The 25,813-nt window shown below is 48.8% G+C and carries 18 protein-coding genes, 1 tRNA gene and 1 CRISPR repeat array; of the genes, 6 read left to right on the forward strand and 13 right to left on the reverse strand.

Translation table 11 applies throughout. The features are described from left to right. Positions 1-197: 197 nt before the first annotated feature. From tuf to BOCO_RS07470, 5 genes are all read right to left on the reverse strand, one after another. Complete coding sequence (gene tuf, locus BOCO_RS03280; RefSeq protein ID WP_094722659.1) at positions 198-1,397, reverse strand: elongation factor Tu; 1,200 nt, start codon at positions 1,395-1,397, stop codon at positions 198-200. A 188-nt stretch (positions 1,398-1,585) separates the two neighbouring features. Continuing rightward, complete coding sequence (gene fusA / locus BOCO_RS03285; RefSeq protein ID WP_094722660.1) at positions 1,586-3,712, reverse strand: elongation factor G; 2,127 nt, start codon at positions 3,710-3,712, stop codon at positions 1,586-1,588. Between the two features lie 25 nt (positions 3,713-3,737). Then, positions 3,738-4,208: a 30S ribosomal protein S7 gene (gene rpsG, locus BOCO_RS03290; RefSeq protein WP_094722661.1), complete on the reverse strand. Its 471-nt coding sequence runs from the start codon at positions 4,206-4,208 to the stop codon at positions 3,738-3,740. A gap of 2 nt (positions 4,209-4,210) precedes the next feature. Next, positions 4,211-4,582, reverse strand: a complete 372-nt coding sequence (gene rpsL / locus BOCO_RS03295) for a 30S ribosomal protein S12 (RefSeq protein WP_094722940.1) — start codon at positions 4,580-4,582, stop codon at positions 4,211-4,213. A gap of 644 nt (positions 4,583-5,226) precedes the next feature. Continuing rightward, complete coding sequence (locus BOCO_RS07470) at positions 5,227-5,403, reverse strand: hypothetical protein (RefSeq protein WP_158520405.1); 177 nt, start codon at positions 5,401-5,403, stop codon at positions 5,227-5,229. Between the two features lie 466 nt (positions 5,404-5,869). Here BOCO_RS07470 and BOCO_RS03300 point away from each other — a divergent pair. Further along, a tRNA-His gene (locus BOCO_RS03300) sits at positions 5,870-5,945 on the forward strand. A gap of 184 nt (positions 5,946-6,129) precedes the next feature. After that, positions 6,130-10,682: a CRISPR direct-repeat array (repeat unit 28 nt; unit sequence GGATCATCCCCGCATGCACGGGGAACAC). A gap of 327 nt (positions 10,683-11,009) precedes the next feature. On the opposite strand, the gene BOCO_RS03305 is transcribed toward BOCO_RS03300, so the two are convergent. Continuing rightward, entirely contained in the window at positions 11,010-11,735 is a 726-nt protein-coding gene (locus BOCO_RS03305; protein ID WP_094722662.1) for a FadR/GntR family transcriptional regulator, read from the reverse strand. Between the two features lie 185 nt (positions 11,736-11,920). Here BOCO_RS03305 and BOCO_RS03310 point away from each other — a divergent pair, with 185 nt between their 5' ends. The 3 genes from BOCO_RS03310 to gnd all read left to right on the forward strand — a co-directional run bounded on the left by BOCO_RS03310 (position 11,921) and on the right by gnd (position 15,021). Then, positions 11,921-13,366 (forward strand): GntP family permease, encoded by a 1,446-nt coding sequence (locus tag BOCO_RS03310; protein ID WP_094722663.1) that lies wholly within the window; start codon positions 11,921-11,923, stop codon positions 13,364-13,366. 34 nt (positions 13,367-13,400) lie between these two features. After that, a complete protein-coding gene (locus BOCO_RS03315) occupies positions 13,401-14,075 on the forward strand; it encodes a gluconokinase (protein WP_094722664.1) in 675 nt (224 codons plus the stop codon). A gap of 67 nt (positions 14,076-14,142) precedes the next feature. Continuing rightward, the gene (gene gnd / locus BOCO_RS03320; RefSeq protein ID WP_094722665.1) at positions 14,143-15,021 is read left to right on the forward strand and encodes a phosphogluconate dehydrogenase (NAD(+)-dependent, decarboxylating); all 879 of its coding nucleotides are present in this window, start codon (positions 14,143-14,145) and stop codon (positions 15,019-15,021) included. A gap of 1,481 nt (positions 15,022-16,502) precedes the next feature. On the opposite strand, the gene BOCO_RS03330 is transcribed toward gnd, so the two are convergent. The 4 genes from BOCO_RS03330 to BOCO_RS03345 form a co-directional block, all read right to left on the reverse strand. Then, complete coding sequence (locus BOCO_RS03330; protein WP_094722667.1) at positions 16,503-17,027, reverse strand: hypothetical protein; 525 nt, start codon at positions 17,025-17,027, stop codon at positions 16,503-16,505. Positions 17,028-17,099: 72 nt separating this feature from the next. Then, positions 17,100-17,903: a MerR family transcriptional regulator gene (locus BOCO_RS03335; RefSeq protein WP_094722668.1), complete on the reverse strand. Its 804-nt coding sequence runs from the start codon at positions 17,901-17,903 to the stop codon at positions 17,100-17,102. A 125-nt stretch (positions 17,904-18,028) separates the two neighbouring features. After that, complete coding sequence (locus BOCO_RS03340; protein WP_094722669.1) at positions 18,029-18,946, reverse strand: sensor histidine kinase; 918 nt, start codon at positions 18,944-18,946, stop codon at positions 18,029-18,031. 36 nt (positions 18,947-18,982) lie between these two features. After that, positions 18,983-19,657 (reverse strand): response regulator transcription factor, encoded by a 675-nt coding sequence (locus tag BOCO_RS03345; RefSeq protein WP_094722670.1) that lies wholly within the window; start codon positions 19,655-19,657, stop codon positions 18,983-18,985. Between the two features lie 163 nt (positions 19,658-19,820). Between BOCO_RS03345 and BOCO_RS03350 the strand changes: the two genes are divergently transcribed. Together BOCO_RS03350 and BOCO_RS07380 are read left to right on the forward strand one after the other, a co-directional pair. Further along, positions 19,821-20,753 (forward strand): ABC transporter ATP-binding protein, encoded by a 933-nt coding sequence (locus tag BOCO_RS03350; RefSeq protein ID WP_094722671.1) that lies wholly within the window; start codon positions 19,821-19,823, stop codon positions 20,751-20,753. Beyond that, on the forward strand, positions 20,746-21,522 hold the full coding sequence (locus tag BOCO_RS07380; protein ID WP_148140051.1) for an ABC transporter permease: 777 nt from the start codon (positions 20,746-20,748) through the stop codon (positions 21,520-21,522). Before BOCO_RS03350 ends, BOCO_RS07380 begins: the two co-directional genes overlap by 8 nt. 9 nt (positions 21,523-21,531) lie before the next feature. On the opposite strand, the gene BOCO_RS03360 is transcribed toward BOCO_RS07380, so the two are convergent. From BOCO_RS03360 to BOCO_RS03370, 3 genes are all read right to left on the reverse strand, one after another. Next, positions 21,532-22,248, reverse strand: a complete 717-nt coding sequence (locus tag BOCO_RS03360) for an HAD family hydrolase (protein WP_094722672.1) — start codon at positions 22,246-22,248, stop codon at positions 21,532-21,534. A 54-nt stretch (positions 22,249-22,302) separates the two neighbouring features. Continuing rightward, on the reverse strand, positions 22,303-24,396 hold the full coding sequence (dnaG, locus tag BOCO_RS03365; protein ID WP_094722673.1) for a DNA primase: 2,094 nt from the start codon (positions 24,394-24,396) through the stop codon (positions 22,303-22,305). 64 nt (positions 24,397-24,460) lie between these two features. Beyond that, positions 24,461-25,744 carry a deoxyguanosinetriphosphate triphosphohydrolase gene (locus BOCO_RS03370; RefSeq protein WP_094722674.1) on the reverse strand — a complete coding sequence of 428 codons (1,284 nt, stop codon included), beginning with the start codon at positions 25,742-25,744 and terminating at the stop codon, positions 24,461-24,463. Positions 25,745-25,813: the final 69 nt, after the last annotated feature.

A 25,813-nucleotide genomic window follows, 5' to 3' on the forward strand; every position in this document is an offset into this window, starting at 1 on the left:
TCTTCTACATGTTGTGCTGATTGCTGATAGATGATCTGTGCATAGTTGTAACAACAACCGGCAGATCCTTATACATGCCTATTATGCCATGCCATGTGAACACACATAGCTAAAGCCTGTCATATACACCAAGAGCCCCGAAACGCATAACGTTCCGGGGCTCCGGTAACAACCTCGACTAATAGGAGGTCAATAAACTACTCGAGAACCTTGGTTACTCGACCTGAACCAACAGTATGTCCGCCTTCACGAACTGCGAAGGTCAGGCCTTCCTCCATTGCGACGGGCTGAATCAGCTCGACGGTAAAGGTTGCGTGGTCTCCAGGCTGTACCATTTCGACGCCTTCTGGCAGAGTGATAACGCCAGTAACGTCAGTGGTACGGAAGTAGAACTGAGGACGGTAGTTTGAGAAGAATGGCGAATGACGGCCACCTTCATCCTTGGTCAGAACGTAGACTTCGCCCTCAAACTTGTGGTGAGGAGTTACGCTACCAGGAGCAGCCACAACCTGGCCACGCTCCACATCTTCACGACCAATACCACGTAGAAGCAGACCGGTGTTGTCGCCAGCCTCAGCTTCATCCATCTGCTTGTGGAATGTCTCGATGGAGGTGACAGTGGTGGTCTGTGTATCGCGGATACCGACGATCTCAACATTGGAGTTGATTGGCAGCTTACCACGCTCAACACGACCGGTAACCACAGTACCACGACCGGAGATGGTGAAGACATCCTCGATTGGCATCAGGAATGGCTTATCCAGATCGTGAACTGGAGTTGGGATGTAGTCATCCACAGCATCCATGAGATCCTTGACGGTCTGAACCCACTTGTCGTGGTCAGGAGCATCATCGTGCAGGGCGCCGTATGCAGAAGTACGGATGACTGGGCAGTCGCGGTCGAAACCATTTTCGTCCAGCAAATCACGAACTTCTTCTTCAACGAGCTCAACGAGCTCGTCGTCTTCGACCATATCGCACTTGTTCAGAGCGACAAGAATCCTTGGCACGCCTACCTGACGAGCGAGCAGCACGTGCTCACGAGTCTGAGCCATAGGACCGTCAGTGGCAGCAACCACGAGGATTGCGCCATCCATCTGAGCAGCACCGGTGATCATGTTCTTCACGAAGTCGGCGTGGCCTGGGCAGTCGACGTGTGCATAGTGACGCTTTTCGGTCTGATACTCGATGTGAGCAATGTTGATCGTAATACCGCGGTCCTTCTCTTCAGGAGCTGCGTCGATTTGATCAAAATCATACTCTGGGTTAACGTCTGGGTACTCATCGTGCAGTACCTTGGAAATAGCTGCGGTCAGTGTTGTCTTACCGTGATCAACGTGACCAATAGTACCGATATTAACGTGCGGCTTAGTCCGCTCGTACTTTTCCTTTGCCATTATGTTTTGTCCTCCTGGACGTCTCGTAGTTTACTTGTACGAACCACGCACAAGATACTCGCTACATATTACTGGGTAATTGGGATCTTCGCCACTTATGCCCTCCGCCCAGTCAGCGTTAGAAAGTTTAACGCTGACTTAAGACAGAAAGCTAAGTGTTATTACTCTGACGGCATGTCAGAATTGGCTTACTCCCCGCGCTGTGCCTTGATGATTTCCTCGCTGACGACCTTAGGAACTTCAGCATAAGAATCCATCTGCATAGTGAACATGGCGCGGCCCTGAGTCTTTGAACGCAGATCTCCGATATAGCCGAACATTTCTGAAAGCGGCACCTTAGCGTCAATAACCTTAACGCCAGTTGCATCGGTCATGGACTGGATAGAACCACGACGGGAGTTAATATCACCCATTACGTCGCCCATGTACTCTTCAGGAGTACGTACTTCCACTGCCATAATCGGTTCAAGAATGACTGGCTTCGCCTTGTGAGCAGCTTCCTTAAAGCACATGGAACCTGCAATCTTGAAGGCCATTTCCGAAGAGTCAACGTCGTGAATTTGACCATCAGTCAACGTTGCCTTGACACCGACAACCGGGAAGCCTGCCAAAATACCGGACTCCATAGCTTCCTGGACACCTGCATCTACTGAAGGAATAAATTCCTTAGTAATATGACCGCCGGTAACCACGTTCTCGAATTCGTACGTCTCTCCAGACTCAGTGTCTAGAGGCTCGAAGTTCATGAGAACCTTAGCAAACTGACCAGAACCACCGGTCTGCTTCTTATGGGTGTATTCCTGGTTCATGACAGCCTTGCGGATGGTCTCACGATAGGCTACCTGAGGCTTACCAACGTTGCACTCCACATGGAACTCTCGCCTCATTCGGTCTACCAAGATGTCCAGCTGGAGCTCACCCATACCTGAAATCAAAGTCTGTCCTGATTCTTCGTCAGTCTTGACCTGGAAGGTAGGATCTTCTTCAGAAAGCTTCTGAAGTGCGATGCCCATCTTTTCTTGATCAGCCTTTGTCTTTGGTTCGACAGCAAGCTGAATCACTGGTTCAGGGAAGGTCATGGACTCTAGAGCGACGGGTTCCTTCTCATCGCACAGGGTATCACCAGTTGTAACATTCTTGAGACCAACGAACGCATAAATATTACCTGCTATAGCCTCTTCAACAGGATTCTCCTTGTTGGAATGCATCTGGAAGAGCTTACCTATGCGTTCCTTCTTACCCTTAGTAGCATCCAAAACAGAATCGCCTTGAGAAACTCTACCTGAGTAAACGCGCACGTAGATGAGCTTGCCATAGAAGGGGTGAGTAGCAACCTTAAAGGCCAATGCTGAGAATGGTTCATCTACAGAAGGCTTACGATCGATTTCGACTGATTCGTCACCAACCTTGTACCCCTTGATAGCTGGCACATCCTCTGGGCTAGGCAGGAAATCCACCACGGCATCAAGCATAGGCTGCACGCCCTTATCTTTGAATGCCGAGCCGCAGAATACTGGGAATGCCTCTTGAGCAATAGTGAGCTTGCGCACAGCAGTACGAATCTCAGCTTCGCTGATCTCCTCGCCACCTAAGTACTTTTCCAGAAGGGATTCATCAGATTCAGCAACAGCTTCAATGAGCTGAGTACGGTAATCCTCGGCCTTTTCCTTGAGATCTTCTGGAATTTCAATGGTGTCGTAGCTAGCACCCAAATCCTGTCCGTCTTGCCAGGAGTATGCAACCATACGTACCAAGTCAACCACACCACGGAAGTCGTTCTCAGCACCGATTGGTAACTGCATTACGAGAGGCTTAACGCCCAGCTTGTCCTTAATGGTGTCAACTGAGTAGTAGAAGTTAGCACCCAACTTGTCCATCTTGTTGATGAAGCAAATACGAGGAACTCCATACTTATCGGCCTGACGCCAAACGGTCTCTGACTGAGGCTCAACGCCTTCCTTACCATCAAAAACAGCTACAGCACCATCGAGCACGCGTAGGGAACGCTCTACCTCAGCGGTAAAGTCGACGTGACCTGGGGTATCGATGATGTTGATCTGATAACGGTCTTTGGTGTCATGAGACTGACGGTTCCAGAAGGCAGTGATTGCAGCAGACGTGATAGTGATGCCGCGTTCCTTCTCCTGATCCATCCAATCCATGGTTGAAGCGCCGTCGTGCGTTTCACCAATCTTATAGTTGACACCGGTATAGTACAGAATACGCTCGGTCGTTGTTGTCTTACCAGCATCGATGTGAGCCATGATGCCAATATTGCGGACCTTAGTTAGGTCTGTCAGCACGTCTTGTGCCATAATCGTATTTCTCGCTCTCTACTTATTACCAGCGATAGTGGGCGAAGGCCTTGTTTGCCTCTGCCATCTTGTGCGTATCTTCACGCCTCTTGACAGATGCTCCCAAACCATTAGAGGCATCGAGGATCTCGTTAGCTAAACGCTCAGCCATAGTCTTCTCACGACGAGCACGGCTATAATCGGTGAGCCAGCGTAGAGAGAGGGTGTTGGCACGGTTTGGCTTAACCTCCACGGGAACCTGATAGGTAGCACCGCCGACTCGACGGGAGCGAACCTCTAGGGATGGACGAATATTGTCCAAAGCGCGCTTGAGAACTGCAACGGGTTCTTGGTCAGTCTTGGCCTTCACCTGTTCAAGAGCGGAATATACGATGTCTTCCGCGATGGACTTCTTACCATCAAGCAGAATTTTATTAATCAGCTGAGCTACAACCGTCGAACCATAAATAGGGTCTGGCAGCAGCTGGTGCTTTTTAGCTGGTCCTTTACGCGACATGCTTACTTAGCCTTCTTTGCTCCATACAGGGAACGACCCTGCTTACGATCCTTGACACCCTGGGTATCGAGCGCACCGCGCACGATATGATAACGCACACCAGGCAAATCCTTAACACGACCTCCACGTACTAGCACGATGGAGTGTTCCTGCAGGTTGTGACCTTCACCAGGAATGTAAGCACTAACTTCAACACCCGAGCTTAGACGCACACGAGCGACCTTACGAAGTGCCGAATTAGGCTTCTTAGGAGTGGTGGTGTACACACGGGTGCAAACGCCGCGACGAAGCGGGCTACCCTTCAAGGCTAAAGTCTTCGACTTACGAGTCTTAGCCTTGCGTCCTTTACGGACGAGCTGTTCAATTGTTGGCAACTGATTCTCTCCGATTCTTTTCCAACTTGTTCCGTTACTTGTGGAGCCGCCACTGTGCTGACTCAACCCAACCGAAACCCTATCGGAGAGCAAAGATGCCACAGTCCACCGGCCCGATGGCCCACAACCCTCCCGCTGCCACATTACTGTGCGCTATCTAACAGGTTGTTAGGATATCCCAGCACCCACAGCTATCACATAAGCTATGCTACTGGCACATACAGGTTTTAATATAGCACATGCCCTGACCAAGTAAATCTATGCGAATATAAGCTTGACCTTTGAACCATACGTAAGGCCTTCCCAACTCGCTAACGATATCTGACTACCTGCATGATTCTTGGACTTCTCGCTCACTCAAACCAGTTAATGCCTATGTTCACAACGGCCGAGTATCCCCTTTTGTACTTTTTACAGTAATCACCATTGCACGGTCAGCTAATATACTATCGGATTTCAGTTCTCCACCATGTAAGTTCTCTACCATGTATCACCGTTGTGTATCACTGTTAGGCTTAAGCACCCTGGCAGCTTTCCCTCCGATATGCGGGCTCTTCTTGTCGATGCACTTCTCTTTCTCAAAGTCAGCCTCATCGCCCCCCATCCACCAGTGACACCTATCCGTATAGGCAGGGTGGAAACTGTTAGTAGCGTAGCGCTTTACCTTCGTTGTTGAAACGATCCCCTAATGACTTTAACGGTAAAGCAAACAAGGGGCTGACATCGCGTTCAACGGTGGTAAACAGGCGCAAAACAGAAAACCTGGGAAAACCAAAAGCAGAATTAGCGTCCCATAAGCCTTTGTGTTCTGCACTCGCCATAGCAATAGTTAAAGGGTAAAGACTGTTACCACCAGTCTATTATCTGAGCACAAAGCGATATTGCGATGCCCTTTCCCTTACAGGCGACAGTAACATATTTGGTGACTCGTACGACAAGCCTGTTGTCATATTAAAAAACACCGGAATCAAAGCCGTTCGTATGGGCTAGATACACCAAAATACTTGACAGGGGGAAAGTCAGAAACCTGGACAACGAGTTGATATGCCAACCGTAAAGATGTTTTGGGCCAGCCTCGAGAATACAGCTGAGCATAACGATCCCATGTTTACCATCTCAGACGACGCCCAAGTCATATTCAAACGCTTTCTTCCTTTCAAACACAGAACAACTTGTAATAGCCCAAAACATGTACCTGTCAGCTAATTTCATCCTATCGGCGCGCTTAGTCAGAGGTTAGTGTAAAGTAGTCATCTGTTGCAGCGTATATCACATGCACTGCGCATGGTGGCTATAGCTCAGTCGGTAGAGCACCTGATTGTGGTTCAGGAGGTCGCGCGTTCGAGCCGCGTTAGCCACCCCAGATCAAACCCCTACTCCCACAAAGGAATAGGGGTTCTGTTTTATCTCTTCCCGAAGCGAGTCCGAGCAAGACTTGTGCGCAATTTGTACCCAGCTATTGCCAAAGCCAAATCAGCGAGCACATCACTTGCCCCCGTCCGCAGGTGAGGAGAACACAAGCACACCTAGGAGCATCGACCGGACAAGGACTATCCCCGCATACACGGGGAACACTAAAAAATTTGCCAACGTAAATGTACCGCACCAAGGATCATCCCCGCATGCACGGGGAACACGCGATTGGTAAGCTCGTCTGTGAGCCTGTCCGCGGATCATCCCCGCATGCACGGGGAACACGTGTGGAGCGTCACCACATATTGCCCTGCAACGGGATCATCCCCGCATGCACGGGGAACACCTTCTGGTATTACGACAACAAGTCCCACCGTAGGGATCATCCCCGCATGCACGGGGAACACCCGATAATCGCGTACCGTCCCTGACTAGGACAGGGATCATCCCCGCATGCACGGGGAACACATACCTAATAAGGGACATTTCTTCGTCGAACCAGGATCATCCCCGCATGCACGGGGAACACTCAGCTGATGAGCAGTGGCATTCCTGTTTTGCAGGGATCATCCCCGCATGCACGGGGAACACCGTATGAGTGACAAAATCGTTGCGATGCATACGGGATCATCCCCGCATGCACGGGGAACACTCTTTAACGCTACCTCGTGGCGGTGTTGGGTCCGGATCATCCCCGCATGCACGGGGAACACGAGGTGAGGCAATAATAGCTCATACTAAAGATGGGATCATCCCCGCATGCACGGGGAACACTGCTTTCAAGACAGCCGATAAGCAGCTCAAGGAGGATCATCCCCGCATGCACGGGGAACACATTTCCAGTCGGTCTGCCTCGTTCTCTCCCTGGGGATCATCCCCGCATGCACGGGGAACACCTTCGGCTGAATCCCCGGAGACGAAGGCATGGAGGATCATCCCCGCATGCACGGGGAACACACAAGGCAAAAATTAACCAGATGGCAGCATCTAGGATCATCCCCGCATGCACGGGGAACACGATGGCTACGAGGTTTTAGGCAGATTCGGACTAGGATCATCCCCGCATGCACGGGGAACACCTCGGTCTAGTGGCGATGATTGAGCTTGTCGAGGGATCATCCCCGCATGCACGGGAAACACTCAGTGAGACTGAGCATACAAGTAAGTAAACAGGGATCATCCCCGCATGCACGGGGAACACTTAATGAGTATCAATGAGGGCGTGATGCCGCTAGGATCATCCCCGCATGCACGGGAAACACGATTTGTGAAGGGCTGATTAAGATTGAGTCTGAGGATCATCCCCGCATGCACGGGGAACACCACGTCCTTATATCGGCTCGGGCGTGCTGCCTGGGATCATCCCCGCATGCACGGGGAACACAAGTTGTGTTTTCGATTGCTTTCCACATATCGGGGATCATCCCCGCATGCACGGGGAACACGATTCAGTGAATCCTTGCACTCACAGCAAGCAGGGATCATCCCCGCATGCACGGGGAACACGAGCTAATGTAGCGGCCGACTATACTACTGCGGGGATCATCCCCGCATGCACGGGGAACACGAGAGTATCAGGTGTATAATACGTTTCGCGATGGGATCATCCCCGCATGCACGGGGAACACTGCCCCATCCTGCTCATTGCGCTTCCTCCGTAGGGATCATCCCCGCATGCACGGGGAACACGATTGCAGGTTTTAGTAACAGCCTAGTAGCGTGGGATCATCCCCGCATGCACGGGGAACACGGTCCCCAAGGTATCATCAAGCATGATTCGGAGGGATCATCCCCGCATGCACGGGGAACACTACTCTATCATATGTGTAATTTACGCCGATAGGGGATCATCCCCGCATGCACGGGGAACACACCTATGAGCATACAGATAATTACAATTTAGACGGATCATCCCCGCATGCACGGGGAACACTCATGGGGAGGTAGAAGAGCGCTAGCAAAATGGAGGATCATCCCCGCATGCACGGGGAACACTAGGATGGTGATTTTTCGTTGGTGTATGTGACGGGATCATCCCCGCATGCACGGGGAACACTTTTAAATCGCTATAATCTGTCGCTTTCGTCTCAGGATCATCCCCGCATGCACGGGGAACACCTTTTATCGAGCATAGTCGCTATCATGCTTTCGGGATCATCCCCGCATGCACGGGGAACACCGTGGCACCATACAGCACGCTGACCTCGCTTTTGGGATCATCCCCGCATGCACGGGGAACACCGCATATCACTAGTAGTGACGGCATGGAGCTCACGGATCATCCCCGCATGCACGGGGAACACCTGGTGAGTGTCGGCATTATCGGCGCTTTTAGGGGATCATCCCCGCATGCACGGGGAACACTCGGTAGTAGATGGTACTATTGATTCTTCTAAAGGATCATCCCCGCATGCACGGGGAACACAGAATCCTCTACAGCCCAGCCATCAGCCTGCCAGGATCATCCCCGCATGCACGGGGAACACCCCACGGATCACAAAGTGAACAACAAGTGGCTGGGATCATCCCCGCATGCACGGGGAACACTGAGCGTGCAGATGCTTTCGCTGCTGCACTCCAGGATCATCCCCGCATGCACGGGGAACACTGTCAGATACAGGGCGGCGTGTCGTACTTCAGTGGGATCATCCCCGCATGCACGGGGAACACTAATCCCACATCCTTTAAGCCTATCGGCGTAAAGGATCATCCCCGCATGCACGGGGAACACCCACGGCAAGCCCAACGTCAAATGGCGAAACGGGGATCATCCCCGCATGCACGGGGAACACAATACCGGGATCATAGGCTTCCCATACTCCTTGGGATCATCCCCGCATGCACGGGGAACACCACGCGCTGGCGGGGCACAATATCCCGCCATGAGGATCATCCCCGCATGCACGGGGAACACATGCTCTTGTCAATCGCATTTGCGGAACGTACAGGATCATCCCCGCATGCACGGGGAACACAGGGACCAAAGGCATTCAGTGGGGACACGTCTAGGATCATCCCCGCATGCACGGGGAACACAATACAAGAAACTACTAAAAATTAAAAAGAACAGGATCATCCCCGCATGCACGGGGAACACACAGGTAGCTTTTACAAGGTAGCTTTTCGACTTGGATCATCCCCGCATGCACGGGGAACACTATAGCTACTCGTGGAATACGCCCTTTGAAGAGGGATCATCCCCGCATGCACGGGGAACACATACGCCAATATTTAGTGATAAATTGCGTACCAGGATCATCCCCGCATGCACGGGGAACACAAAACATCATCAGCGTACCTGCCTTTAGCGATGGGATCATCCCCGCATGCACGGGGAGGAACACTTATGGACATCACGGAAACGGGAGGAACACTAAGGATCATCCCCGCATGCACGGGGAACACTCTACCACATCCTGAAGTACATGGTGATATTAGGGATCATCCCCGCATGCACGGGGAACACGTAAATCCAATTCCGGAATCTCTGAGTGAGCTAGGATCATCCCCGCATGCACGGGGAACACGGCCCGCAAGGTGTTATTAAGCACGATTCGGCGGGATCATCCCCGCATGCACGGGGAACACAATTTTGGCTGACAGTTTTTACGATTGCTTTTGGGATCATCCCCGCATGCACGGGGAACACCGTGAGGGATGGTAGAGGTGGCAATAGTGAAAGGGATCATCCCCGCATGCACGGGGAACACGAAGACGGAGCCTAAGACACCAAAAGAAAGACGGGATCATCCCCGCATGCACGGGGAACACATACGATCAGCTACCGCGCTTTGCAGGATCTGGGGATCATCCCCGCATGCACGGGGAACACTGTCATCACCTGGAACAATATGATCACAATCAGGGATCATCCCCGCATGCACGGGGAACACGATGACAGGATTTTACAGCGATTTACGTACGGGGGATCATCCCCGCATGCACGGGGAACACTTTACTTTCTATGCAGCTTTATCGTTCGCATAGGGATCATCCCCGCATGCACGGGGAACACGGGTCCCAAGCATTCTGTGAATACATTCTACGGGGATCATCCCCGCATGCACGGGGAACACAGGCAAGAGAGTCTCCAGAGGGTGTCTGGAGGGGGATCATCCCCGCATGCACGGGGAACACGCACGGTCTTCATCCCGCCTAAAGCGCAGGCGAGGATCATCCCCGCATGCACGGGGAACACTTGGTGTGAGTGATAGGACTTTGCGCCGATATAGGATCATCCCCGCATGCACGGGGAACACGCTGATGTCGACAAGTCAGAGCGTGTACCGATAGGATCATCCCCGCATGCACGGGGAACACTGTAGTCGATGTTTTGCTTGCCATTGTCCTCGGGGATCATCCCCGCATGCACGGGGAACACGTTGTAGCTGTCGCTAGCTTCGTTGGCCATAAAGGATCATCCCCGCATGCACGGGGAACACCTCACGGTCGAGTACCCGGATGGGGTGGAAATGGGATCATCCCCGCATGCACGGGGAACACGAAAACAGGATTAGCTCGATAACAGAGGAACCAGGATCATCCCCGCATGCACGGGGAACACACTACCTACTGGCTTCAACAAGCAAACGCTGGCGGGATCATCCCCGCATGCACGGGGAACACGTCAGATACAGGGCGGCGTGTCGTACTTTAGTGGGATCATCCCCGCATGCACGGGGAACACACTTAGAAAACACTGTAATAAAGCGGTTTAATTATAGCATTGTAGCGTAATTTTATTAGTTTGCTCTGTATCTGTACATATTTTTATTCTATTTGTTCATAGACTCATGCGCATATTACACGGGCTCACCTCAGTGCTTCACCCCCCTTCCCCCAAAAAATGACACTCTGCCATAGAGTACAGCCTTACTATTGTATTCTCCCGCATGCAATCATAGCGAATTAACACCTCTTGCTTCACTTAATTATCCGGAACAGTCATGTGCCCATTGGTACCATTGAGAAATCATTAGAAAAGCAGACTCACAGCGAGACTGATGATCAACACTTACCGAGAGTCACCATCATTGCAGGCATTTGCACAAGCCATGACTTCGATAGCCTGTTCGGATTCATCAACGATACTTTCCATTGCACTACGAGCGCCTGCGCTGTCACCTTGTCGAATAAGAGCAGCGACATCACCATGCAGTCGAAGTGCTTGTTCGTTTGCCCTTCTAGGCATAAGCTCATAGCGCGTGCGGCCCACTAAAACTGAGGAAACCACATCACTGAGAGCCGCAAACATTCTATTTCCTGATGCTTCCAGCACAATCCGATGAAAGCGCTCATCAGCCTCAAGGTATTCTGGACCGTCGGCATGATTGGAATGAGCGACCATATCTATGGCGGCCTGGGTAAGTGCTGACCACTGGTCCGGTGTTGCATGAACCGCAGCTAATTGTGCAGCCATAGGTTCAACACTTGCTCTCAATTCTGAAAGCTCGTGTAGCGTTTGCCTACGATCTGGCCCACGTAGCCTCCACTCTATGACCATGGGATCATATATGTTCCATGAGCCTGCCGGGGTGACCGTAGCACCTACCTTGCGTTTCACCTGTACCAGACCCATAGATTCTAAAACCCTTGTTACCTCTCTGATAACCGTGCGTGAGGGTGGTTCTTGTCCCTCGTTAGGAATGGTAAGCCTATCCCCCTCTCCTACATCACCTCTAACTATGCTCATACCCCATTGATCTAAGAGCTTGTCATGTAAGGAGAATTCAGCTTCCATATCTTCATAATATCAATGTATCGACTACGCATCTGGACAGGTAAGAAACAACATGTCAGGCATGATGTCGTGTATACTAAAGCTTATTAAGTCATACGTATTATTGCACATATAATATTACGTCATACAAAAGAAGTCGGATTCAGAAAGTTAACTTTCCGGCATCCCTCAGAGAAGAGGTAGCCATGCAATCTATATTGCACCTAGCAAGTAGCAGCTCGTTACTACTGTCCGAGAGTCCCGCCATTAGACTTGATAACACCCGGTTAAGCATCAGCCTAGTCCTCAGCTTAGTAGTTCTGATTTTCTTGGTGACCGTCGTCAAACTGCATCCCTTCATATCTTTACTCTGTGCCAGCTTAGTTGTCGGCATAGGTTCGGGACTTGGTCCTGTCTCTACACTCGCTAGCTTCACCAGCGAATTTGGCAATACCATGGGATCCGTTGGCATTCTCATAGGTCTTGGAGCCATGATTGGTAAAGTTCTCATGGATACGGGTGCCACAGACCAGGTAGTCAATACCCTAGTAGCAAAGTCCTCACCTGCCACCATTGCCTGGATCATGGCTCTCATTGGAGCCTTGATAGGCCTGCCAATGTTTTTTGAAGTAGGATTAGTTATCTTGGTACCAGTCATTATCCTGGTAGCACGCCGGACACAACTTCCGCTTATGCGCGTAGCAATCCCCACCCTAGCAGGCCTATCAATCATGCACGCATGCGTACCCCCTCACCCAGGTCCCCTTGCAGCCCTCAGTCAATTCAAGGAAACCGGTAATGTGGGGCTTACCATGATGGTTGGGATACCTTTTGCCCTCATTACCCTCATGCTTGTGGGACCGTTGTTTTCAAAGATCGCCTCACGATGGGTCCCTATCGAAGCTCCAACAGACTTCCTTGCAAAGAGTGAGGAAGCCAGCAAAGAAGAATCCAAGCTGCCTTCCTTCTCGCTCTCAGTCTCATGCATTCTTCTACCAGCTATACTCATGCTCCTCACATCTGTCTTTGAGATAGTGAACCCAGGATTTAAAAACCGTACCGACAGCTTTGCGCAAACAATCAACTTCATTGGTAACCCTGTCATGGCATTAGCAATATCCCTGATAGTATCCATGCTAGTTCTCAAGGTAGCTTCTGGTATCTCATGGAAAACAGTCAATGATTCATTGGGAGCTTCCCTACCTGCCGTCGCCGGGATCCTCCTTATTGTTGGTGCTGGTGGCGGCTTTAAGGGAGTGCTGGTTTCTACAGGTATCGGCAAGATCATTGGCACTTTTGTTGAACATTCCAACATATCCATCTTCCTACTAGGCTGGATTATTGCTGCATTCGTTCGAATCGCTACAGGTTCAGCAACAGTTTCTATCCTCACAACTGCAGGAATTCTCAGCAATGCCATGTCTATGATGCATGCCAGTCCAATGGCTACAACATTACTAGTGATCGCCATTGGTGCGGGATCCATATTCCTTTCCCATCTCAATGACGCAGGTTTCTGGCTCATCAAGGAATATTTCGGTTTGAGCGTAGGCGAAACCTTAAAGACTTGGTCTATTTTAGAGTGCCTCCTCTCTGTTGTTGTCCTTGTTTTGGTCATGATTACGAGTATTTTCGTACCCATTGCTGGCTGAGGCCCCACTTACAATAGATCCTAGAAAGGTTGTTATGATACATACTTCATCCGGCAATACAAAAGCTGCAAGAGATTTTCCTATCCCCTCAGCTATCGAGAATACAGTGCCTAACGATTATCTAGACAACAAAACACCCGTACTAGTCATCATGGGAGTATCCGGCTGCGGGAAAAGCACAATGAACCAACATTTGAGTAGCAAACTAGGATGGGATGTAGCTGAAGCTGATGATTTTCACCCTCAAGCTAACATTGACAAAATGGCCAACGGAATCCCTCTCAACGATGAGGATCGCTGGCCTTGGTTAGACAAGATTCATGATTGGATTGAGAACCACATGGACCACAAGACTCCTGGTACGGTTACTTGTTCAGCCCTAAGGAGAGCATACAGAGAGAAAATTTGGATGCCAGGCGTCGTTTTTGTCTACCTGAGCGGAGACTACGACTCGATTATGGAACGACTGTCCCATCGGCAAGGACACTTCATGAAACCCCAAATGTTGAAATCTCAGTTCGATACACTAGAACCACCAAGCAAGGACGAGATTCACATGACTATTGACGTAGGGCTACATATGACACCCGAGGTTGAGGCAGAAGAGGTAATTGATACGCTGAATTTACAGTGCGCTGTAGAAGCACACAGTGAACAGGTCATAGCAGAACGAGCAAGACAGGAAGCAAGGAAGTCTGAGCAAGGGTAAGTAATGCCAGTGGAGATTATTGTAATATCTCCCAATACCTACAAAAATCATCGAAAGGAATGAAATAGTGCAAATTGGAATGATAGGTCTAGGACGCATGGGAAACAATATGGCAGAGCGTCTGAGAAGTGGAGGGCATAAGGTTGTCGGATACGACATTTCTCCGGACTCAAACAGAGATGTCGATAGCTTACAAGCCTTAGTCGACGCTCTAGAAGCACCACGGGTTATTTGGGTCATGGTGCCTGCCGGCAAACCCCTAGACTCCACCATTACTCAACTGAGCAATCTACTCGGCAATGGTGACCTGATAATAGACGGAGGAAACACCCGGTTCACTGAAGATCAAGAGCATGCCAAAACATTATCTGCAAAAGGAATTGGATTGGTTGACGTAGGTACTTCTAACGGCATCTGGGGTAGAGAGAACGGATATGCCCTGATGGTAGGAGGCTCTGATGAAAATGTAGCCCGCATCCAACCCATCTTACATACCCTTAAACCTGAAGGAGATTTTGGTCTGGTCCATGCCGGTGGGACCGGTGCTGGCCACTATGCCAAAATGGTTCACAATGGCATTGAATACGGGATGATGCAGGCTTTAGCCGAGGGTTATGCAGTATTAGAAGCTTCCGACTTCATTAAGGATGCTGATGACGTAGTCCAGTCTTGGCGGAAGGGGTCAGTCATTCAATCTTGGCTTCTAGACCTCCTGAGTAACGCCCTTCACAAGGACCCACATCTCAGTCACATTGCAGGTAAAGCAGATGAAACTGGCGAAACGAAGTGGATGATTGGTGATGCCTTAGAACTTGGCATCCCAACACCGGCCATTACTGCTGCTTTATATGCCCGTCAATCCTCACAAATTCAAGATCCGGCGACCATGAAGGTTGTTTCTGCATTACGTAACGAGTTCGGCGGTCACTCCATAGCGAAAGATTAACCAGCCGTCAGGTACCCCTCCTATTACAGCTGTTAATGAGTTGTAATAGGAGGGGTACTTGTATTTATAGGGGTATCTGTATCTATTCAGTCATAAAGAAACCTCAAACGCTATCACTCCCCAACAGCCACAGTCATGCCAACTATCCCGTCTGTAGCGTTAGGTCATACTAACTTCAGCCATGCTTGAAACTACAACAACTCGAATGCTTGTGGCATCCTACTTGTTAACGGTAACCTAGCGTTCAAAACTGCCCTCTAAGCACCAGTGACAGCTACTTTGGGGCCTGCACATACAACTTATTAATGGTGTATCAGGACTATAAGTCGCCTTCCTTTTCAAGAAGGCAAAACTACAATCCACCTCCTCCACTTGAATCATTAGTTTACAAATACAGAAATATCTATAATAAGTACTCCCGCCGCAATGTATAGTAAGTGCATTACTTTATTTGCCACAGCAACTTACCCCACAATATTTCAAGCATCATCCCCGCATGTGCGAGGGAAAACTCCGTAGTTTTTACCGGACAACTTGCGTTCTGATTCACATAATCAGGAGCCTGACTATCATCCCCTAGACCCAGAGGTGAGTCCTGCCAACCCTGTCCATCCAAGAACATTGTGGTTGATCCCCACCTAATCTGTTCGCAGGTTGATTCGATGAATCTGGAGTCGTCTCCCTTCCAATGTTCGGGATGACCCACTAGATGCTTCTTCTTTCAGTCCTTGTCCCTTGAATTACCCTCCCCTGTCGAGCGCCCAGGGGGAAACTGACAGACGGACGCACCAATGAAGCAACACTGCCATTTGTGCATCCCTTTTCCAGAGTTAACCTGTGCCCACTGTGTCAATGGTCGAACGCCAGTCACCGTTGTTACGTGATTCACGCAAGAATGAGCTTCTGGACAACAAACAAGGAGAACACCCAGGCACCTTCGAGGCCGAACCTGCAACCATCGCCCTCGACATCCATGGCTATCAGGAACGCATAGGGTGAAGTTGACACATGAAAGCCTAAATGCCTGTTCCGATGACATCTTCTAGGTAAGATGGACATCGCCGTCCTGAGGCCGGATGTTTTAACTAGTTTAATTGTATACTCACCGAATTCCCTTTCAGTAATCCACATTCAACTAGTTTTTAATTACGTGACCTAAGCAAGTAAACAAGTCGACTGCAAGCCGTATAGGTATATATGTTCTTCTCATCTACTAGATGGATAAGTTGCTGTCGAGTGAGACTTACCTGAACCAGCACTTTGCACTACAGACAGCAGGACCACTCAATGAAAGCTTCTCTTTTGGAGTTGTTTGAACACATGCAAAATCCTCTTGGTCACAGACACATAGCTTGTGACCAAGAGGATGGATAGAAGTCTAAATGCTCAAATCAGGTGTGAATGCAGTACCTCATTGTCCATCGCGATTACCTAGAGGTTCTTGCATATCCTGATTTCAGTACAGTGCTCAAAACCTCTGCTCATTGAGCGTATTTGCTGAGGTAGGCTTCAGCCTGTTTCTTATCGACAGACAATGCGGCAGTCAGGGTAAGAGTCAGGCCTTCTGGCGTTTGTATTTTGGCTTCGATAGAGTTCCACGGCATACGAATTGGGGCAGAGGTGGAACCTGGTCGCAGTTTTTCACAAGCTTCAACCATCTCTACAATCTGAGTTTCAGCAACAGCTAGACTGAGACTTCCTGGTGATTTTATATCAGTCTGAGCGCTGCCCGAATTAGGGCCGCTTTTGCGAATAAGCACATCCTGGAATGCCCACCGGCGTAAGTGGATCATCATGCCGGGCATAGCATATAGGTTAATGAAACCCAGTCCCTTAGTCCAGAAGTCTTCTGATTCCTCCAGATTGCCACTTGTAAGGGTCATGAACATGGGCATAGAATAGATGCCCCGGTAAGGTTCCGTTGGAACGGCCGCTCCCGGCTGTGGAACGGGACTGATACTTGCAGCATCGTATGTTGATTCTGCAGGCTGGTTGTAATCGAACATGACTACTCCTCATTGTCGGTTTGATTAATGAAACAGCTCAGTGAAGCAGAGAGCCGTTGGTCTATCTCTCTGTTATTCCCATTGGGCGGTGGCAGGGTCTACTCCGTGGGCACGCGCAGCTGATTCGATAGCAGTCAGCATCCACTCCGCTAATCCGGGTTCGAACTGCTCATAGTGGCGATTGAATCGCTGATCGGCGACATACATGCGCCCCAGCATCAGGTGCATAGACGGGGTCACATGGAACCATGCCAAAGCTTGCCGGTGCTCCTCAATCAGCTCAAAAGCTTTATCGCCAGTTGGATCCAGACCATTGCGCTTGGCCTGCCCCAGCTTCGTTTCCACTTTTTCCAGATGATCCATGTCCTGCTTCTGCTGCTCACTGGTGCGCGAAGCTTTCCGCTCAGCATATTCCAGCCATTGTTGGCTAGCACCCCAGCGTTCTTGTGCCTCATACAACTGTTGGTCTGCTTCTTTGATGATTGTCATTGCTTGTCCATCCTGTGGCTTTACCTCTGCGATGGCTACGAGCCGGTCTAAGCAGCATACAGTTTCTTCAAGAAGATGGATCTTCTTCTTCATGTGGGAGCGCTGGCCCCGTAGTTCCTCCAGTGCCAGTGGAGTCTTGGAATTCAACAGAGCCTTAATCTGCTGGGCGTTAAATCCCATCTTTCGGTAAATCAGCACCCGCTCAAGGTGTGCGATATCCTCTTCCGAGTACTGACGGTAACCCGACTGGCTACGCATTGGCGAAATCAGCCCTGCTGCTTCCCAATGCCGCAGCATCCGCTGGCTGACCCTCATCAGCTGAGCAATCTCGCCGATACTTAGCAACGGTTGACTATAATCGCTTTCGTAGTCATTATCTCGTGTCATACCCGGATTCTAAACCCTGCCATCATGTCAAGGTCAAATCAGCAAACAAAACACATCTCCCACATGGAGGAATTGGTCAGTGTTAAATAATTACAGATGACGCTCCTGTATAGTGTTGAACAGATTTATGAAGTGTGGTGCAATAAATTACTGAGACGCACGATAACTTCAAAGAATCCAGGCTTCGTACGTAAGCACAACTGCCCTCCAAGAGCATCTACCAACCCTTGCACTATATGTAAACCTAATCCAGAACTGTCTTTCACTACTTGGCCATTCCTCGTGTTCTGAAAACGTTGTCCCAACTGGCGCGCTTGAACGTATGGCTGGTCAGTCTCGTTAGAAAAGACTAGTTCCACAAAACCGTCGTCTTTCTGATAAAGGTGTACCTGAGCTGTTCGAACCGCATATTTCAACCAGTTCCCCACTAGGTTTTGCATAATTCTATGAAGCAGTGTTTCATCACTAAGAATGCTAATATTCATCTCAATGTTGGGATCCACTTTAAGGACTTTGCTTTGCAACTGATCAAAGGCTGTAAATAAATCTTCTTGCACAAGAAGGGAAAGATTGACTTGACTCAAGGTTAAGCTCTCAGTTTTTTCATGCAAAAGATTGAAATCCATGAGGTACTGCAAGTAATAATCAACCGAATCTAAGCTAGAAGCCGCTTTCTGGCAGTACTGGCGTATGTCACTGTCAACTTGTTTATCGAGCAGCTGCACATAACCTCTTGCAACAGTCAGTGGAGTCTTTATATCATGCGTCACATTGGTTAACATCTGTCGAATTCGTAATTCCCGACTGAACTCTTGCTCTCTCACTCGACGGTTGCGCAAGAGATTCTCATTAATAGCAGTTACACAGCGGCGAGTTAGAGGTAATCCTGAATTGACCGTTACCATTGCTTTAGTATCATGCTGATGAATATATTCCAAATCCTTACTCATACGTGCCATATCAGACACAGTAAGCGCGAGGAAAACTGACAACACTACAAGCGTCACCAATAGTACAGCAATGAGCAATACTGCTAATATCATCGCACACCAACCTTCAAGTCATCCCAGGCAGTGCTGTTACACAAGGCGTACCCCTATCCCCCAGACCGAAATAACATAACGAGATTCACCCACTAATTCATTCAATTTCGTTCGTAAATTACTCAAATGAACATTCAGGGTATTTTCTGCGTTAATGTAGGGTTGTTCCCAAACCGCTTCATATAGACTTGCTTTGTCGAACACTTGATGCGGTCGTTTCATCAATACAGATAGAAGAGCAAACTCCTTCTTTGCCAAACTGATCTCTTTGTCTTCCATACGAACTTTATAAGTAGCCAAATCTATACTTAAGTCTCCAACGTGCATAGTTGTGTTTTTGTCAGACAGCTTTGGGCACTGCTCTCTCAGCTGCACTCCAATGCGAGCCAGCAGTTCATCGATATCAAAAGGTTTGGTGACATAATCATTCGCACCTTTTGTAAGGAACTCAACCGTACTCGTTTTGTCTTGAATAGCAGTAAGTACTATCACAGGGACTGAAGAAATCTTCCTTATCCAAGAGAGCACACTTTCTCCTGTTACATGAGGAAGCATTACATCTAAGAGCACTAAATCTGGTTCCTGTTCTGTGAACATCGCTATAGCCTCGGAACCGTTTGTGGCTTGTCGAACTTCATAGTCGACGTTTAATACGGTAGTCAGCAAGTCCCGTATATCTTGGTGGTCTTCTACAACCAAAATAGTAGCCATAGCTTCTTTGCCCTCCGTTTGTCAACCTCTTTATATGGCATTCTATCGTTGATGGTTCACACATTCGCTAACTTTAGTATTTCTTAAGAGTTTCTTATACAAGAGCTTTATCCTGATTGTCTACCGTAGGGTGGTGGGTGAAAGCAAACAGAAAGGATACCTCATGGAGCAAGCAGTGCTTGATATTCGTGACGTGAGCAAACAGTTTGGTACATTCAAAGCCCTGAGACATTTCAATCTCAACATCCGCCGCGGAGATATTTATGGTCTTATCGGAGAAAATGGTGCCGGCAAAACCACTCTTATGAAGCTTATTACTGGTCTATCACCTATGCAAAAGGGAACAATAACCCTTCTTGGAGAACGCGTAGGCTCTCATCAACAGGCTTTACGTAGAATTGGCGCTATCATCGAGAGCCCTGTTGCGTTCGAGAAACTGAGTGTTGAGCAGAATTTGAAACTGTCTGCCATTCAGCATGGTTTGTCTGGCTCTTCATACATTGATCAGGCCATAGATTTTGTAGGGCTGAACGAGAAGCGTAAAACGCAAGCAAAGCATCTTTCTCTTGGTCAACGCCAGCGCCTCGGATTAGCCTTATCTATTCTTCATCACCCCGATTTTCTCATCCTTGATGAACCGATCAATGGACTTGATCCTTCAGGAATGATGGAATTTCGCAACTTATTAAAACGCTTAAACGAAGAACTAGAAACAACCATTCTTATTTCTAGCCACATTCTTACTGAACTGTATCAAGTTTCCACCCGTTTTGGCATTATCCACCGAGGCACAATGGTGAAAGAGTTAACCAAGAATGAACTGGACACAGCAAACAAAGCAGGTTATGTGGTCACTGTAGATAATACACCCTTAGCAACACAAATTATGGACCAAGCAGGTGTGGGTCCATTCGAAGTTACCAACAAGCACAGCATACTCATCCGAAATGAAAGTCTAGATCCAAGTCAGATCAACTCTCTTCTCATACAAGGCGGAGTACTAGTCAGTGATTTTAGACAGCAAGAAGGTTCGTTAGAGAGATACTACCTGAACCTCATAGAAGGTCAGAACAGCAAGGAGACCATCAATGATTAACCAAATGAGAGCCGACTTGTATAGGCAGTTCCACACAGTTGGTTTTTATATACTGCTTGTTTTCACTATTGCCTTTAGTCTTTTCTTGACCCTAACTCAACAGGTTGGGGGGATCATGGTCACAGACGACAATAAAGCCAAGCAGTTAGATACTCTGAGCCACTCACCATGGTCCGTCCTGTCTGGCCTTAAGGCAGTGACGATGTCTACCAGTATCCTACCCTATGCCTTCATAGCTCTCTTCATCATTGTGATCGGTTATGAGTTTTCTCAACAAACTTATAAGAACACCCTACTCTCAGGCATTTCTCGCCTTCAGTTTATAGGGGCGAAATATTGTGTACTGTTGATTGATTTATTAGCACTAACGCTCGTATACTACGCAACTTCCCTACTCTCAAGCCTTTCGGCCGGCCGAGAAGCCGGCGAAAGTTGGGACAATCTCATAGCCGATACAATAATCATGACCTTAGCTATTGCCTTCTTCATGTCCGTCATATTCAGCATAGGAATTATCATGCTGGTAAGTACTGGCTCTAGTATAGTTTCAGTTGTTCTGATAGTAATCTGGCCTGTAGCAATATCCATGTTAACGGTATATGCTCACTGGTCCTGGCTCAAGTACATTGACTTTGTAACAGTTGGACTGAACGTTGCTTTCTCCATCATTCCTATAAAACAACTATGGCCATATATTGGTGTCTCAGCATTGACACTAGCTGTCACAATAATTGGGTCATCAATCATCATACAAAGGAAGGAACTATGAGAAATCACATTATTCAGTGAATGTGAGAGACCTGCGGCTTGCCACGTAGGCACCCAGAGTCTGAGCTGTTACACCCAAGTACGAATCAATAGATGCGAACTGAGGTCCAGCTGAAGTATCTTTAGGGTTAGAGCCTGTGAAGGCAAGTGTAGTTGCCCCAGAAGCAGCAGCTGATGTGAGACCAGTTATACTATCTTCTATAGCAACACATGCAGCCACATCTCCGGGATTGATCCCTGCTAAGGCAGCTGCATGTATGTAAGGAGCAGGATCAGGCTTCATCGCCAACCCATCATCTCCACAGATATAGGCCATAAAGACACCTTGAGGGGCCTGCTCCACAACAGCTTGTGCCACATTTCGCGGCGAAGAAGTAACCAACAATGAAGGCACACCAGCTTCTTGTAACGACTCAAGAAGTTCAACCACTCCTTCGATCCAAGGTATACGTTCCTGCTCTCTTCGAGCCACACCTTCAATGATTTCTTGCGCAATACGTTCAGCTGGTGCGTCAGCACCCCTGGCACACATAGCTTTCGCTGCATCGATGATTGGCGAACCAGAAAACTGCCAACCTAATTGTTCACTCCATTGACCACCATGATTACGCGCAACTTCAACCTCGCTGGCATGCCAGTAAGGCTCAGAATCAATAATTGTTCCATCCATATCCCAAAACACAGCTTTGGGTAGTATTGCAGAGTCTTTGCCGTAATCGTTTGCCATACTCCATATCCTAAGAGGAAGTATGGTCTGTATAGAACAGAGCTAGGCCCAAGATCATACGGCATTATTATATATTTGATCTTGAAGATTTTTACGAGCTGCCTCAAACTGAGTAATCTGCCCCAAGAGGTCAAATTTATCCTGCCCGTCCGGCAATCTGTTCATCTGTCGTTTACTGGCAGCAATTTTACGCATATATCCTGCGTCAAGTAAGCGAACCAACAATTCTGTAGCATACTGTTTCTCATCTGCTGTTGCTGGTCTCAATTGAATTTCAGCCGCATTGGTTGCTTGCGTGTTTGAGTCCTTCTCTTGCTGACTTCGATCCCCTGCCCCATATTGAACATTAGAAGCATGCTGCTCCTGTTCTGACTGTGGCAGAGGCAAGGGCATTACAGCTAATTCGTTAATAGCTGATTCAAACAGTGGCCCAGCTGCCTTAGTAAGATTGTGCATCCACAAGCCTTGCGGCACATTATCAGCTGGTATGCCACCTGCAGCTTGGACTGCTTGAAAGAGCGAACGAAAAATAGGAACATCAAAATTACTATTATCCAACTGGTCGAAAAAGGTTTTATCGATAGCTCGAGGACTTTGTATCAAAAGCCCCAAAAATTGTTGTTCACAAATAAAGACGGCATCATTGATATGGTAATACCCCTGCCGCTCAGCGTCTAAGGCTTGCAGCTGCCGTCGAGCACCAGGATCGCCCGAAGCGGTCTTGTCCGCTGACTCACGACTATCTGCAAAAACCCGACGTCGAGGAGCATATGCATCTTCATCACGAACATGCATGCTTCTTCTGGCTTGGCGTACCTGAGAGGCTAGTATATCGAGGTCAACCCCTATTCGACGGGCAGTTTTGCGGGTATACATATCGACTAGTGACCGATCACGAATCTGCGCAATAACGGGAGCTACAGCTTTAACGGCCCCCATCTGTCCTGTCGTATACTGAGTATCAAACATGTCTACAGCGGTATCAATAACGAATTCATACAAAGGGGTTGCGGACTGAACAAGGGCTCGAACTGCTTCATCCCCCTGCTGTATTCGCAACTCACAGGGATCTAAATTATCTTGAGCTACGGCAACAAATGTTTGGGTCAGAAAACTACCGTCTAAACCGAATGCATGTAAAGCAGCCTTTTGTCCGGCTGCATCACCGTCAAAGGTAAAGACCACCCGGGAACCCTTCACGGGACCAACAAGCTGCAGTCCCCCTAGAGCATCATCTGAAATAAGGCGGCGAACAATTTTAGCATGCTCTTCACCAAAAGCTGTGCCGCAGGTAGCAACGGCGGTATCAACTCCTGCGAGGTGGCATGCCATAACATCGGTATACCCTTCAACGATAACCACCTGACGCTTGTTTACAATAGCTTTTTTGGCATGGTCAATACCGTACAAGACCTGATTCTTGTGGTAAAGAGCCGTATCAGGAGTATTTAAGTATTTGGCAGTTATACTGTCATCTTCATAGAGGCGGCGAGCGCCAAATCCTAAGGTCCGCCCAGATGAATCTCTAATCGGCCACGTTGCTCTACCTCTAAAGTAGTCATAAACCCCGCGTTGTCCACGTCGAGCCAGACCAGCATCGAGCATTTCTTGCTGAGTAAACCCTTTAGAAGACAGATACCTTACTAAGTTATCCCAGCCACGAGGAGCGTAGCCACAACCAAAATAAGCACAGTCAGCCTGAGAAAAATTACGACCAGCCAGCAGTTTACGAGCCGCCAACGCTTCTTTAGTCATGATTTGAGAGGCAAAATACCGCTGCGCTTCTTCATTGGCTTCCAGCAGCCGTGCACGCTGAGAACCCTGACGCTGTGAAGGGCGTGAAGAGTCATAATGAAGTTCAATATGGTATTTATCTGCCAGAATCTCGATAGCATCGCCAAATTCAACGTTCTCTGTCTTTTCCACATAGTCAAAGACATCACCACCTAAGCCACAGCCAAAGCAATGCCAGACACCTAATGCTGGCCTCACCGAAAAAGAAGGCGACTTTTCATCGTGGAATGGACACAATCCCATATAGGTACCCGAACCAGAAGCTTTTAAGGTAACAGTTGCTGAGACGATGTCATACAGATCTGCCGTCGCTCGAACCTTCTCGATGTCTTCCTTCTTAATCATGCCCTGCATAAGTCACCAGCCTACCTGCGGGCACCGAAGTCGTCATTCAATCTCATCATAAACGTATGATTCTTCAAGCACACATAAGCGAGTGCAGAGCCATGGCCGATCCGTCAGTAAGACTTGCTACTTGGTCTATTGCCACCCTCAACCGTTCGTTATCATTAGATGCCTGATACCAGTCCTCTAAAAAGACTGTTTCTAAAGCATCACATGGCCGCGGTGAGTCAGACATCATTACATCTACAAGATCGCTAATGATTTTGAGTTGTTCTTCATGGAACGGTTCACGCTCACGCGGAACCATAACGAAGTACACCGCTATACCTTTGAGCGCTATGATCTCATATGAAGTTTCTTCAGGGATGATGACCGAAGCTGAATACCGAGTTAATGGCCCTTGCCCGAAGCGCTCGCGTGTAGCTGATTCCACAGAATCAGCAAATCGTCCTATCAGGGCACTAGTTATATTTTTCAACTGTGCCAGTGCTCGTCGAGAACCGTTGAAATGAGAAGGCAATTGGGGTTTGAGCCGATCAAGTGCAGCCACCAGGAGGTCAGGATCCCACTGCTGTCCGTACCATAAACGAGTTGCACTGACAACAGCATCCACTATTCTTGGATCTGTTAGAACTATCGGATTGAAAGAACCACCGACAATAGCATCCTCGACATCATGCACTGAGTAAGCAATATCATCTGAAAGATCCATGACCTGACATTCCATAGGTGTCTGCTTACTGGGCGCACCCTGCTTGAGCCATTTGAAAACTTCTTCGTCATCCGGATAGACACAATATTTGAGCGTACGTTCGCCTTTGTCGTGCTGCTGGGCTTCTCCCAAGGTCCACGGATATTTTACAGCTGCATCTAGGGCAGCCCTAGTCAGATTAACACCAGCCGAACGTCCATCAGCACGAAATACTTTAGGCTCTAGACGGGTCAACAAACGCATAGTCTGAGCATTGCCTTCAAAACCGCCGATATCCGTAGCTATCTTTGCTAAGGCTCGTTCACCATTATGCCCAAATGGTGGATGCCCCAGATCATGGGCCAAGCAGGCGCAATCAACCACATCTGGGTCACAACCAAGCATTACCCCAATCTGCCGGCCAATCTGAGCCACCTCGAGAGTGTGAGTCAGCCTTGTACGTGCAAAATCATCAGATCCCGCAATGAGAATTTGCGTTTTAGCTCCAAGCCTTCTTAAGGCTGAAGAATGCACTAACCGGGCCCTATCACGTTCGAAGGCCGTGCGAGACTGAGACTTAGGAGGTTCCAGAGCCCATCGTTCTTCATCGGCCTCATGGTAGCCTTCAGCCAGTAAAACCTGCTCGCCATCTTCAGTAGTGATCAAAACTACCCCTTCCTGAGAGCTGTTTACCGGCGGCTATACAGGTGACTTTACGGAAGCCCGCAGCAAAGC

This window comes from Bombiscardovia coagulans (genome assembly GCF_002259585.1).
In the GTDB taxonomy this organism is placed as follows: Bacteria; Actinomycetota; Actinomycetes; order Actinomycetales; family Bifidobacteriaceae; genus Bombiscardovia; species Bombiscardovia coagulans.